At 68.9% G+C, this 12,679-nt stretch carries 11 protein-coding genes; 4 read left to right on the top strand and 7 right to left on the bottom strand.

From position 1 onward, the window contains the following. The first annotated feature begins 64 nt into the window (after window positions 1-64). On the top strand, window positions 65-538 hold the full coding sequence (locus tag VMT40_RS21175; protein ID WP_326360169.1) for a MarR family winged helix-turn-helix transcriptional regulator: 474 nt from the start codon (window positions 65-67) through the stop codon (window positions 536-538). Between the two features lie 103 nt (window positions 539-641). Further along, window positions 642-1,484, top strand: coding sequence for a patatin-like phospholipase family protein (locus VMT40_RS21170; RefSeq protein ID WP_326360168.1), 843 nt, complete (start codon window positions 642-644; stop codon window positions 1,482-1,484). Between the two features lie 6 nt (window positions 1,485-1,490). Here the strand turns inward: VMT40_RS21170 and atzF are convergent, their stop codons facing one another. From atzF to VMT40_RS21145, 5 genes are all read right to left on the bottom strand, one after another. Beyond that, the gene (gene atzF / locus VMT40_RS21165; protein WP_326360167.1) at window positions 1,491-3,098 is read right to left on the bottom strand and encodes an allophanate hydrolase; all 1,608 of its coding nucleotides are present in this window, start codon (window positions 3,096-3,098) and stop codon (window positions 1,491-1,493) included. A 44-nt stretch (window positions 3,099-3,142) separates the two neighbouring features. Further along, window positions 3,143-5,077, bottom strand: coding sequence for a 5-oxoprolinase/urea amidolyase family protein (locus tag VMT40_RS21160; RefSeq protein ID WP_442790030.1), 1,935 nt, complete (start codon window positions 5,075-5,077; stop codon window positions 3,143-3,145). Window positions 5,078-5,151: 74 nt separating this feature from the next. Then, the gene (locus VMT40_RS21155) at window positions 5,152-5,769 is read right to left on the bottom strand and encodes an urea amidolyase associated protein UAAP2 (protein WP_326360164.1); all 618 of its coding nucleotides are present in this window, start codon (window positions 5,767-5,769) and stop codon (window positions 5,152-5,154) included. Then, window positions 5,766-6,512 carry a DUF1989 domain-containing protein gene (locus VMT40_RS21150; protein WP_326360163.1) on the bottom strand — a complete coding sequence of 249 codons (747 nt, stop codon included), beginning with the start codon at window positions 6,510-6,512 and terminating at the stop codon, window positions 5,766-5,768. The genes VMT40_RS21155 and VMT40_RS21150 overlap by 4 nt, the downstream gene beginning before the upstream one ends. Before the next feature lie 58 nt (window positions 6,513-6,570). Continuing rightward, the gene (locus VMT40_RS21145) at window positions 6,571-8,139 is read right to left on the bottom strand and encodes an amino acid permease (RefSeq protein ID WP_326360162.1); all 1,569 of its coding nucleotides are present in this window, start codon (window positions 8,137-8,139) and stop codon (window positions 6,571-6,573) included. 185 nt (window positions 8,140-8,324) lie between these two features. On the opposite strand from VMT40_RS21145, the gene VMT40_RS21140 reads away from it, so the two are divergent. Then, complete coding sequence (locus VMT40_RS21140; RefSeq protein WP_326360161.1) at window positions 8,325-8,999, top strand: TetR/AcrR family transcriptional regulator; 675 nt, start codon at window positions 8,325-8,327, stop codon at window positions 8,997-8,999. Between the two features lie 12 nt (window positions 9,000-9,011). Here the strand turns inward: VMT40_RS21140 and VMT40_RS21135 are convergent, their stop codons facing one another. Continuing rightward, window positions 9,012-10,307: a TerD family protein gene (locus tag VMT40_RS21135; RefSeq protein ID WP_326360160.1), complete on the bottom strand. Its 1,296-nt coding sequence runs from the start codon at window positions 10,305-10,307 to the stop codon at window positions 9,012-9,014. 169 nt (window positions 10,308-10,476) lie between these two features. On the opposite strand from VMT40_RS21135, the gene VMT40_RS21130 reads away from it, so the two are divergent. After that, window positions 10,477-12,102, top strand: a complete 1,626-nt coding sequence (locus tag VMT40_RS21130) for an MFS transporter (RefSeq protein ID WP_326360158.1) — start codon at window positions 10,477-10,479, stop codon at window positions 12,100-12,102. Here the strand turns inward: VMT40_RS21130 and VMT40_RS21125 are convergent. After that, entirely contained in the window at window positions 12,090-12,572 is a 483-nt protein-coding gene (locus VMT40_RS21125; RefSeq protein ID WP_326360157.1) for a hypothetical protein, read from the bottom strand. The genes VMT40_RS21130 and VMT40_RS21125 overlap by 13 nt on opposite strands. Window positions 12,573-12,679 lie beyond the last annotated feature (107 nt).

Raw genomic sequence — 12,679 nt, 5'->3', positions numbered from 1 at the left:
GATATCTCAGATGTTCCGCGTGTCAACTATCCGCGACGAAAACGTTTGGTTTACGCTGCTCACCGTGGATCCCAAGCATCTCTTCGACGACCCTCGCCTGACCGCGGTCGGGCTGCTGTACGAGGCGCACGACGGGCTCATCGCCCGGTTGGAGGAGACCTGGAAGAAAAACGGCCTCTCCGGCCTCGACCTGAATGCCCTCATGCGCCTGAGCCGCTCACCCGGCCGCAAGCTGCGCATGACGGACCTCGCCACCCAGACCAGCCTGTCCACCAGCGGCGTAACCCGCCTCGTGGATCGCTTGGAGCGCAACGGTTTCGTCCGCCGCGAGGCCGACCCCGCCGACCGCCGCAGCTCCTACGCCGTCCTCACCGCCGCAGGCGCAACCCGAGTAGCCCGTGTCCTCCCCGCCTACCTCGAGGGCGTAGACCGCTGGTTCACCAGCCTCCTCACCCCCGACCAGCTCGAAGCCCTGACCGCCAGCCTCCGCATCATCCGCGACGCCACCAACCCTGCCGCCACCCAGATGTCGGAATAGCCGCTGCTGTGAGATCGAGGCCACGGCCGTCGTATTCGGCGTCTAGCCGGTAGTTTTCAAACCGCAGGGTTGCTTTTGCGGCGGTGAGAAAGTGGGAAACGGGATGGCGAACGAACGTGCGTTGGTGCTCGGTGGGGGTGGGGTGGCGGGGATTGCCTGGGCCACGGGGATTGTGGCGGGGCTGGCGGATTCGGGGGTGGATGTGACGGGGGCGGATCTGTTGTTGGGAACTTCGGCGGGGTCGAATGTGGCGGCGCAGGTGGGGAGTGGGGTGGCGGTCGCGGAATTGGTTCGGTGGCAGGTGGATCCGGCGGTGCAGAGTCGGGAGATCGTGCCGTCGCTGGACAAGGTTGCCGCGCTGTGGGAGACCTATGCGGCGATTCTCGAAGAGACGCAGGGGAATCCGGAGGCGCGGCAGCGGCGCATCGGGGCGCTGGCGTTGAGCGCGGAGACCGTGGGTGAGCCGGAGCGGCGGGCCGTCATCGAATCGCGGTTGCCGGTGCACGAATGGCCCGAGCGGGACCTGCGGATCACGACGGTCAATGCCGAGACGGGTGCGGCGCGGGTGCTGGACCGGAACTCCGGCATCGGGCTGGTCGACGCGGTCGCGGCCAGTTCCGCAGTGCCCATGGTGTGGCCGTGCGTGACCCTCGACGACGGGCGCTATACCGATGGCGGCGTGCGGACCTCGACCAATACCGATCTCGCCGCGGGTTACGCCCGGGTCCTGGTGATCGCGCCCATGCCGGACGAGGATCTCGAGACGCAGGTGGCGGGTTTGGTCGCGGCCGGGGCGCGGGTCGAGGTGATCGTGCCGGACGAGGCGTCCATCACCGCGTTCGGAGCCAACCCACTCGACACCGCCACCCGCGTTCCGGCGCTGGAAGCCGGTCGCGCCCAGGCCAAGTCGGACGCGGCCCGCATCGCGGCGCTCTGGCAGGACTGAACCGGCTCAGCCGACCGCGCCAGCCGCCAAGGCCGCGCGCCAGCCGCCGTATTCGCTGATGTCCTTGGCGGATTCGGCGGCGGCACCGGCGCAGCCGAAACCGGTGTGCCAGGTGCCGTCGGCGAGCTCGACGGCACCGAGTTGCATCGGGGCGGGCAGCCTCGCGAGGAAACGACCCAGGGCGGCCGGGGAGAGCAGCCAGCGTTCCCCGGCCACGCGGACACCGGATTCGGCCTCGGGCACCCGGGTCACCGCGGGTTTCGGTGGAACGGTGTCCAAGGCCGTCAATCGATAGCTCGGCGCGGTCTCGACCGGACCGGCCCAGCGCGCGCCGAGATCAGTCAGCTGGAATTCGAGGGGCTGGCCACGCAGGTGCGCGCCGAAGACGACGAGGTCTTGCACGGGTGCGACGGCCGTCGGCCAGGAAGGGATTTCGAGCTGGGTTCCGGTGACCAGCGCCGCAATATCCAGTGCCACAGCGTCTTCGAAGGCTCGCGCCAGCACCGTCACTCCGAAGAACGGCTCTGGCGTCGGCACGGCGACCGCGCACAGGTCGAAGAGATTGCAGAAGTTCGTGTAGGTGCCGAGCCGGGAATTGACCGCGATCGGATCGGCCGCGACCTCGGCAATGGTGGGATGGGTCGGAACGGTGGGGGTCAGCAGGGCGTCCGCGCCCGCGAGGCTCGCCATGGCCACGCTGCGCAGGCGTTCCAGTTCCGCGAGGTCGGAGACCAGTCGGTGGGCGGGCAGGTCTCGAGCGCCGCGAATGATGGAACCGACCGTGGGGTCAACGGATTCGGGATGCGCGTCGACGAACGTGCCGACGGCCGCGTACCGCTCGGCGACCAGAGCGCCCTCGTAGAGCAGCTTCGCGGCGGCCAGAAAGGGAGCCGGATCCACCTCGACAATGGTCGCGCCGCGATCGCGCAGTGCGGTGACCGTCTCCTCGAACGCGTTGTGCCACAGTGGATCCAGGTCGGGGTGTTCGGAAAATATCGCCACCACCGGCTTCGGCGGTGCGGCCAACCGGGTGTCGGCGGGCCAGGCGCGTCCGGCCGCGCCCGCCGCCATCGCACCCATCGCCCGATCGGCCGTCCGCAGGTCGGCGGCGAAGATCGTCACACAGTCGTAGGACCGGCAAGCGGGAACGACACCCTCGGTGGAGACCACGCCCACGGTGGGCTTGATCCCGACCAGCCCGTGCAATGCCGCCGGAACCCGCCCCGACCCGGCGGTATCGGTGCCGATGGCGATATCCGCCGCGCCGGTGGCCACCGCCACCGCGGACCCGGAACTCGAACCGCCCGAGACATATCCGGGCCGCAGCGCGTTCTCGACAACTCCGAACGGCGAGCGCGTACCAACCAGCCCGGTCGCGAACTGATCGAGATTGGTCTTGCCCACCACAACCGCCCCGGCCGCCCGCAGCGCCGCCACCGCGGGTGCGTCGCGCTCGGGCTCGTAGGCGAAGTCGGGGCAGGCGGCGGTGGTCGGTAGCCCGGCGACATCCACATTGTCCTTGACTGCCAGCCGCAGCCCCGCCAAAGCGCCTGTTGCGGTGGCCGATTCGGCCGCCACCTCGGACTCGGATCGACGGTGGATCCACACGGTCATATGACAAACTCCTCGATCGGTGAAGCGAGTGAGCCGTACACGGCTCAGGGAGTCTCGGTGAGCTCGCCCGCCTCGCGCCAAGAATTGCGTTCGGCCGTAAAGGCTTCGGACTGCCGGGCCCGGAAGTCGGCGATGGACGCCGCGTTGTCGGCCAGAAACTTTCGGTAGTCGACGAGTCGGAACTCGCCGTCCTCGGCCTCGAGGCGGCCCCGTCCCGCGGCGGTGTCGGCGCGCAGGTCCAGGAGTTCCTCCGCGGTCACCGGATACCAGCTGATGCGGTCGAAATAGCGCAGCAGCCACGGGTCTTCGCCAATGCCGGTGGAGCGGTGGTTCCAGACCTGGGTGGTGCGGCCGACGAACTGGTAGCCGCCGGGTCCCTCCATGCCGTAGATGCACAGGTACGCGCCGCCGATGCCGACGGCGTTCTCCGGGGTCCAGGTGCGCGCGGGGTTGTATTTGGTGGTCACCAGGCGGTGGCGGGGATCGGTGGGGGTGGCGACGGGCGCGCCGAGGTAGACGTCGCCGAGGCCGAGCACCAGGTATTCGGCCGCGAAGACGGTGTCGAAAACCTCGTCCACCGAGGGCAATCCGTTCATCCGTCGAATGAACTCGATATTCCACGGGCACCACGGCGCATCGGCTCGGACGCCGTGCATGTAGCGGGTGATGGCCTCGCGAGTGGACGGGTCGTCCCAGGACAGCGGTAGCCGCACGGTGCGGCTGGGCACCACCAGCTCGTCGGCCGAGGGCAGCTCGGCCTCCACCTCGGCGAGCAGATCCAGCAGCTTGCGGGTGGGCAGCCGATCCGGATCATTGCGGACCTGCAGCGACCGCACGCCCGGGGTCAATTCGGTAATGCCCGGCTCGCGACGCTCCAACAGGGCCTGATGCAGGGCGTGGACCCGCGCCCGCAGCTCCAGATCCAGTGTCATATCACCGTATTCGACGAGCAGACCGTCATTGCCCGCCCGCCGATAGGTGACCGCGCTGTCCGCGCCGTCGCGGCGGGACAGTACCCCGTCGTCCCCATCGCCGCCGGTGGACAACACCACCGGCCACGCCGCCCGCCGCTCGGCCCCCAACTCCCGCAGCGAGGCCGCGCGATCGGCGCGCACCGGCACGAAACGCACACTGTCGCCGGGCGTGAGCTGGCCCAGTTTCCAGCGATCGGCCGCCACCACCGTCACCGGGCAGACGAAACCGCCGAGGCTGGGTCCGTCGGGACCGAGCAGGATCGGAGTATCGCCGGTGAAGTCCAGCGCCCCAATGGAATACGCGGTGTCGTGAATGTTGGAGGGATGCAGACCCGCCTCGCCGCCATCGAGCCGCGCCCACTGCGGTTTCGGGCCGATGAGCCGCACACCGGTCCGATCGGAATTGAAATGCACCTCGTAGTCGGTGCCGACAATGGTCTCGAAGTCGGCGCGGGTGAAGAACTCCGGCGCGCCGTGCGGTCCCTCGGTGACGGCCAGTTCCCACCGACGAGTGAGGACGGGCTGATCCTCACCGGTCACCCCGGCGGTGACGTGTCCGGGGGTACCGAGGCTGAACTCGTCGTCGATCGCCAGCGCCCGGCCGGTACCGCCACCGAACTTGCCCAGCGTGAAAGTCGAACGGCTGCCGAGGTATTCGGGCACCTCGAGGCCACCCGCGACCAGGATGTAGCACCGCATGCCCGGCCCGCGCACCATCCCGACATCCAGCACCCCGCCCGCGGGCACCAGCACACTGCGCCACTGCCGCACGGCCCGGCCGTTCACGGTGACCGGCACCGGCGCACCCGTGACGCACACCCAGGTGGCGGTGTCGAAGCGCAGCGCGGGACCGCCCAGCGTGCACTCCAAACCCGCAGCGCCCTCGGGATTTCCGAGCGCGCGATTGCCCAGTCGGAAGGAGAGGTCGTCCATCGGGCCGGAGGGCGGCACACCCACATGCCAATAGCCGACGCGCCCCGGCCAATCCTGCACGGTGGTCTGCATTCCGGGCCGCAGGACCCGGAAAGTAGCTGCGGGGCACGCCGTCTCGACTGCCTCCAACTCCGGTAGAACGGCAGTCATCGGGTCACCACCATCCGCACCGGCGTCGGATCGAAGCCATTGCAGGGGTTGTTGATCTGCGGGCAATTCGAGACCAGTACGAGCGTGTCGATCTCGGCGCGCAAGGTGATCTTCTTGCCCGGCGCGGACAGCCCGTCCACAATGCCCAGCGTGCCGTCGGCCTCCACCGGAACATTCATGAACCAGTTGATATTCGACACCAGATCGCGCTTGCCCAGCCCCCATTTCAGCCCCTCGGCGAGGAAGTTCTCCACGCAGGCGTGCTGATGCCGGGTGTGATGGCCGTAGCGCAGCGTATTGGACTCCTGTGAACACGCGCCCGCCACCGTGTCGTGATTGCCGACCTCGTCGGCGACGACGGTCATGAGCGGCGTGCCCGTCTCGGTCAGCAGCACGCTGCCGGTGCCGAGAAAGATATTGCGCTGCGCGGTGATCGTGGCCTGCGCGCTGTAGCGGTCGGTGTGATCGGCGGCGTTGTAGAGCAGGCAGTCCACGGCCTGATTGCCGTGGAGGTCGATGATCTCCAGCTGGTCCCCGGCGCGTACCACGGCCGACCAGGGCGCGCGGGCGGGAACGGTCTCGTCCAGGACGACGGTGCGAGCGGTGGTGATCATGCGAGGGCCTCCAGAGTGCGTGCGTGCCAATCCCGTTCGGTGTTCTCCACCGCGCGCAGGTATTCCGGGTCGGCGTTGTGGGTGGCCGAGAGCTCCTCGGGCGCGGACCAGGCCACCAGGTCGAGGTCGGTCGGGGGAGTGGGGTCCAAGGGGTGCTCGGCATTGGCCAGCAGCAAGGTCACCGGCAGGTGCACGAGTAGATCGACCGCGGCACCGGCGCCGACTCCACCGGTAACCGTCAGCGCCCCATTCGATTCCACCCGCACACCCCGGAAGAACGACACCGTCGGCGCGATATCCCGTGGCTCGAGCCCCTGCTTGACTCCCGCCAGCCGCAGCCGATCCCGCGCGCGGGGCGAAGGCCCGCACAGCGTGTCGTGACGACCCGACGAATCCGCCACCACCGTGGCCAGCACCCGCCCCTGATCCGACAGCAACGGATGCCCGACACCCAGGTACGCCTGCCACGGCACCTTCACCGTGTCCGCGACATTCAGCCGCTCCCAGGGCGATTCGGCACGCAACAGCAGCAGATGCGCACACGCCGCGCCGAAGGGATCCGACAATCGCACCCGGGTACCGCGCGCCAACACCACGTTCGCGTACCCACCGGCCGGAATGCGCTGGGCGACAGTGATTCGCGCGTGGTCGACCCCGGCGGGCAGTTCGGGCCCGATCCGGGTCGCGGCGGCCGCCTGGGCGCGGGCGTGCTCGCGCGCACCGGTGGTATCGGCTGTGGTCATTACTCCTCCGTTCCTCGAATGTCTGCGGCCGCCCGATTCGCGGGCGGGGCAACGGGGTTCAGGCGATCTGGGTGGCGGGTGCGGCCTCGACCAGTCCGCGCGCGGGCGTCACGATGCGGTGCACGACCGCGCCCACCGCCACGGTGATCAGCACGAACAGCGGTGCGGCCCAGAGCATCCACCAGCCGCCACCGGTCGGGGTGTAGACCGCGCTGCGCGGCCAGGCCAGGTTCACCGCCATGGCGATGCCCCACACCACGGCCAGGGCATTGATCGCAATGCCGTAGCGGCCCAACGCGAACAGCTTCGTGCCCGCGGCGTCACCGGCGATATCGGCGGGCCAGCCCTTGATGCGGCGCACCAGCAGCGGCACGGTGACCAGCAGGTACGCCAGGTACAGCATGACGATGCAGACGCTGGCCAGGGTCGCGAACATGGCGGCATTGCCCAGATTGAGCGCCAGCAGTCCGATGCCGAGCACGCCGATCACGACGGCGGGCCACACCGGGGTGCCGAAGCGCGGATGCACCGTCGAGAGCCGCGTGGCGAAGGGCAGTCGACCGTCGCGCGCCATGGAGAACAGCAGCCGCGAGCCCGCCGTCTGAATCGCCAAGGTGCACACCGTGATCGCGCAGGCCACACAGGCCAGCACGATTTTGCCGGGCACGGTGCTCAGCTTGGCCTCGATCACGTACGCCAGACCGCCGCTGGCCAGCGAGCCGTCGGTCAGGCTGGGGGCGGCCATGAGCGCGCCCAACAGGATCAGCCCGCCGCCCAGTGCCGAGACCGCCAGCGCCGACAGAATCGTGCGCGGCGCGACGTGCCGCGGATTCTTGGTCTCCTCGGAAAGCTCACCGGCGGAATCGAATCCGACCATCACGTAGGCGGCCATCAATCCGGAGGCCAGGAAGGCGGCCCAGTACGGCCCGCCCGCGGCCTGATCGGTGTGGGTGACCACGCCCGGCCCGCGATCGGTGTGGGTGAAGAAGACCGCGATCACCGCGCACACGCCGACGATCTCGATGGTCACGCCGAGGGAGTTGAGGCGCGCCATCCAGTCGATGCCCACGACATTGACGACCGTGGTGAGCACCAGTAGCACGCTGCCCAGCAGCACCGCGTTGGAGGCGCCGTCGCGCGAGGTGAGATCGCTGTCGGTGCCGATGAGCTGGAATCCGGACCAGATGGTCGGCAGCACCACCTGCAGCGCGATGGCGGCCGCCGCGGCGGTGACGACCTGCGCGATGATCATCATCCAGCCCGCGAACCAGCCCACCACCTCCCCGGCCAGCCGCCGCGACCACTGGTAGATGCAGCCCGAGATCGGGTAGCGCGCCGCCAGTTCCGCGAAGTTCAACGCGACCAGGAATTGGCCCGCGAACACGATCGGCCAGGTCCAGAAGAAGGCCGCGCCACCGAAGGAGTAACCGAAACCGAAGAACTGGAAGATCGTGGTCAGGATGGAGACGAAGGAGAATCCGGCCGCGAAGGAGGCGTAGCGGCCCAGCTTGCGATGCAGAACGGGCTGGTAGCCGAAGCGCGCGAGGTCGGCGCTGTCGGCACTGGTGAGGTCGTCGGGAAGGCTCGGCGGGTGGTCGGGGGCGATGGCATCGGCGGAGGCAACCATGGCGGCGGGTCTTTCGCGAGGGGAATATCTATCGATTGAAAGTTTTCCGTCCGCGATCGCTCACCCGGTGACGCCGATGTATCGGTCAGATGGCCCGCCGTAACTTCTGTATTGCCGCTATTTCTATCAAGTGACAGGAAACTCACCTCGCAGGTCGGCCCGGCGGGTAGGACAGAATGGCATACGTGACCCAACTCGGACCCGGCCGTCCTCGACTCGAACCCCGCCGCCGCGCAGGCCAGACCCCGCGCGCCGAAATCCTCGACGCCGCCGCCGAGTTGTTCACCAGCCATGGCTACGGCAATACCTCCACGCGCGCGGTCGCCGACGCGGTCGGCATCCGGCAGGCCTCGCTGTACCACCATTTCGCCGCCAAGGACGACATTCTCGACGCCCTGCTCGGCGAAACCGTCACGACGCCACTGGAACTCGCGGGCAAGCTGGTCGACCGGCCCGAGCCCGCGGCGGTCAAGCTGTACGCGCTGGCCTGGTTCGATGTCAGCCAGTTGCGCGCCAGCCGCTGGAATCTCGGCGCGCTGTATCTCCTACCCGAGCTGCGCAGCGAGCGGTTCACCCGATTCCGGGAGCGCCGCGACGAACTGCGCGGACACTACGAAACCCTGTCCGCGGCCGTCATCGCGGAGGCCGGGACCGATGCCGTGGCCGGGGCCGAACTGCTGCCGTTCCGGCTGGTCGAATCGGTCATCAATATGCGCTCCGACGAGGGCGCGGCGCCGGAGTACGCCGAACAGCTCATCCCCGACGCCATTCTGCGGCTGCTGTGCTGGCCCGGATCGTTGGCCGAAGTCCGCGCGGCCGGACTGGAATTGGCGGCGCAGTTCCCGCCCGAGGAGGGCTGATCCGGCGGGGCTTCAGGACTTGCCCTTCGAGGTGCCCCATTTCAGACCCCACCCGTACGCCTGATCGACGGCCAGCTTGCCCCAGAAGCGTCGGCCCTCCGGCGGCCGCACGAACCGGCCCTCGCGGCGCACCACCAGCTCGCCGCCGTGGTTCTCGATGAGCGCGAGCACCATTTCCCGCGAATCATCGTGGCAGCCGGTCACTTCCATCTCGATGGGCGGCGAATTGCGGGGGTACAGGGTCGCGGTCGCGTGCACGCCGCGGAAGTCCTGCGCGCCCTCGTAGAGCGAGGCGAAGACCAGGATGCGGCGGAAGTCGGCGGTGTGATCGAGATTGATCGACAGGTTCTCACCCGCCGCGCTGCTCCCGGTTCGATCGTCCTGATCCAGGGCGATGAACGGCGGCTTGTGCAGATTGCCGAAGGTGTCGAGCGCGCTCACGCAGCCCTTGGACCCGTCGGCCAGCTCCCAGAACGCGCACAGATCCAGATCCAGCCCGCCGGTGCCGCCGCGCTTGCGCCCGAACAGCCCGCCCGAACTCGGGACCGACCAGTTCAGATTGACCCGCATAATGCCGCCGGTCGCACCCTGTTTGGTCAGCGAGACCGCGGGGGCCTCCATGGTCAGGGAGATCTTGCCGAGATTGACCCGGGGCTCGGGGGTGGGCGGCACGATGGGCTGCGGAGGCATTGGGGGCGGGGGCGGTGCGATCGGCTGCGGGGGCAGCGGCGGTCGCTGGGGCGCGATGGGCTGAGGCATCTGCGGTACCTGCGGTGTAATCGGTTGGGGCGCGGCCGGTTCGTCGACCGAGATGCCGAAATCGGTTGCCAGTCCCGCGAGTCCGGAGTCGTAGCCCTGACCGACGGCGCGGAATTTCCAGCCGCCGTCGCGGCGGTACAGCTCGCCGAGCACGAAGGCCGTCTCGGAGGAGGCGTCGGTGCTGTCGAAGCGGGCCAGCTCCGTGCCGCGCGGATCCACCAAACGCACGTGCAGGCCCCGGAATTGGGCGAAGGTGCCGCCGTCGGCCGAGGCGGCCAGCACAATCGTGTCGATCTGCGGCTCCACGCGCGCCAGATCCACCGAGAGCACATCCACCACCTGCGGGCCCTGCTGCTTGCCGTGGTGGCGGACCGCGCCCGAGGCGTGCGAGGGCTGGTTGTAGAAGACGAAATCGGCGTCGGAGCGGACCCGCCCGCCCGCGAGCAACAGGGCGGAGGCATCGGCGTCGGGAACCCCGGGTCCCGTCTGCCATCCCAGCTCGATCCGAACCTCGGAGACCGCCACCGGAACGTTGGAACCCTTCAACATCGACACATGATCCAACGTATCCGATCCGCCCAAACCACGTTCCGGGGCGAGTGGTCTGCAAATGTTCAGCTGACCAGACACCTGCACCTAGACTGTCAACCGGTCATGCGGCACATTGGTGGCCATCTGCGCACATCGGGTTCTTCGGACGGCTGTTCAGGAGCGATGGATGACGGAAACGCAGCTAGACCTGGGTCGCAAGAAATGGATCACCCTCGGCGTGCTCGCGCTGGGGCTGTCCATGGTGGTGCTCGACGGCACCATTGTCGCGGTCTCGCTGCCCGTCATCATTACTGAGCTGCAGCTGAATTTCACTCAGGCGCAATGGATCAACAGCATCTACGCGGTCGTGCTGGCCGCGCTGCTGATCACCAGCGGACGCCTGGGCGACCGGCTCGGGCGACGGACCATGTTCGCCCTGGGCGTGGTCGTCTTTCTGCTCGGCAGCGTGCTCGCGGCGCGGGCGCACGGGGCCTGGCCGCTGATTCTGGGCCGCATCGTGCAGGGCATCGGCGCGGCCGGGGTCATGCCCGGGACGCTGGCCACCATGAACGCCCTCTTCCGCGGGCGCGACCGGGTCATCGCCTTCGCCGTGTGGGGGTCGGTCATCTCCGGTGTCGCCGCCATCGGGCCGCTGCTCGGCGGCTGGCTCACCACCTACTTCACCTGGCCCTGGATCTTCCTGGTGAACCTGCCGCTGGGCGCGGTGGTGCTCATCGGGCTGGTGCTGTTCGTGCCGGAGACCCGCATGGGCAAGGCCGCGCCGGGACTCGACGTGGACGGATTCCTGCTCAGCGCAGCGGGTTTCGCGCTGTTGGTGTTCGCGCTCATCGAGGGTCAGACCTATGGCTGGTGGAAGCCGCTGCGGGAATTCCCGCTCGCCGGATGGGACTGGCCGACGACCGCGCCGATGTCGCCGATTCCAATCCTGCTCGCGCTCGGGGTGATCGCGCTGCTGCTGTTCGTGCGCTGGGAGAAACACCGGGTGCTGATCGGGCGGTCGGCACTGCTGGATCCGGCGCTGTTCACGATTCCCAGCTTCCGGTGGGGCAATATCACCGCGTTCCTGGTGGCGCTGGGCGAATTCGGGCTGCTGTTCGTGCTGCCGCTGTTCATGGTGAACGTGCTCGGGCTCTCCACACTCGGCGCGGGTTATGTGTTGGCGGCCATGGCGGTCGGCGCGTTTCTCGCCGCGGGCATCGCCGAGGGACTGGTGCGCGCGGTCGGTCCGGTGCGGGTGGTTCAGCTCGGCCTCGCCGTCGAGGCCGTCGCGGTGGCCCTGGCCGCGCTGTTCGTCACCCCGCACATCTCCGGCTGGTGGCTGGCCGTGCTGTTGATCGGTTACGGCATCGGGCTCGGCATGGCGTCGGCGCAGCTCACCGGGACCGTGCTCGCCGATGTGCCGCCGGACGATTCGGGTCGGGGCTCGGCCACCCAGTCCACGGTGCGGCAGGTCGGGTCGGCCTTCGGTACCGCGCTCATCGGTGCGCTGCTGTCGGCGGCGCTGGCCCACGATCTGCCCAGGCGACTGTCGAAGGTGCCGGATCTGTCCCGGCAGTCCGCCGACACCCTCGCCATCGCGACCCGGGAAACGGCGGGTGGCGCGATCGCCGGGGTGCGCGAACACCACGGTGCCGCGGCCATTCTGGACGCGCTCACCCGGGCATTCACCGACTCCACCCGCACCACCCTGTTGGCCGCCGCGCTGTTCCTGCTGATCGGGCTCGCTTCGGCGACGCTCATTCCGAACCGGCCCTACACCGGGGAATCCGCCGACAAGACTCAGAGCAGCTGACCGTCCCGGCACATGCCGGAGGAGCGGGTCGACGACTTCGGTTGCACCACACCGGGATCGAAGGTCCAACCCGACACCGGGCCCGCGGACTTCCACAGCAGGCCGCCGCTGGTAGGTACCGCCTCGAATTGATCCTCGACGCCGGAAATGAGCTGGTCGCCCACGCAGTAGTCGTCGTAATCGGTGCCGGGCTGCCGCGCGCCCGCGCTGAAACGACCCGCCGGATTCGAATCCGCGCCCGGATTGGGTACCGTGCTCGCGCCGCCCGGACCACCGCGGAACCAGTGCGGTCCGGCGGCATCGCTGCCACAGGTGTAGGCGAACCCGCCCGCGACGACCTCCGACCCCTGCGGGTGCGCGCCGCCCGCCCACAGACAGGCGGCGTCCATCCGGGTGTCGGCCACCGTTCCGAAGCCGAGGCCACCCGTGGCCAGCGCGGCCGCGGCGAGCAGAGTAAGCGGTTTGATCACTGCAATCACCCTTGATTCGGTGCGATCCGGAATCCGGACGACCGCGTCCACCGCGGATCCGGTTGGCGGAGATGCCATTCAGGAATAAGCGGAGGGGTTACAGACCC

The sequence above is a fragment of the Nocardia sp. CDC160 genome (genome assembly GCF_035818795.1).
Taxonomy (GTDB): Bacteria; Actinomycetota; Actinomycetes; order Mycobacteriales; family Mycobacteriaceae; genus Nocardia.
Note: the sequence above shows the minus strand (reverse complement) of the source record. Positions and strands in the feature narration are given on the sequence as shown.

Coding starts and splice junctions, on each gene's coding strand:
- VMT40_RS21130 (WP_326360158.1), top strand. CDS start 10,477: ATGACGGAAACGCAGCTAGACCTGGGTCGCAAGAAATGGATCACCCTC.
- VMT40_RS21155 (WP_326360164.1), bottom strand. CDS start 5,769: ATGATCACCACCGCTCGCACCGTCGTCCTGGACGAGACCGTTCCCGCC.
- VMT40_RS21145 (WP_326360162.1), bottom strand. CDS start 8,139: ATGGTTGCCTCCGCCGATGCCATCGCCCCCGACCACCCGCCGAGCCTT.
- atzF (WP_326360167.1), bottom strand. CDS start 3,098: ATGACCGTGTGGATCCACCGTCGATCCGAGTCCGAGGTGGCGGCCGAA.
- VMT40_RS21160 (WP_442790030.1), bottom strand. CDS start 5,077: ATGCAGACCACCGTGCAGGATTGGCCGGGGCGCGTCGGCTATTGGCAT.
- VMT40_RS21135 (WP_326360160.1), bottom strand. CDS start 10,307: ATGTTGAAGGGTTCCAACGTTCCGGTGGCGGTCTCCGAGGTTCGGATC.
- VMT40_RS21150 (WP_326360163.1), bottom strand. CDS start 6,512: ATGACCACAGCCGATACCACCGGTGCGCGCGAGCACGCCCGCGCCCAG.
- VMT40_RS21170 (WP_326360168.1), top strand. CDS start 642: ATGGCGAACGAACGTGCGTTGGTGCTCGGTGGGGGTGGGGTGGCGGGG.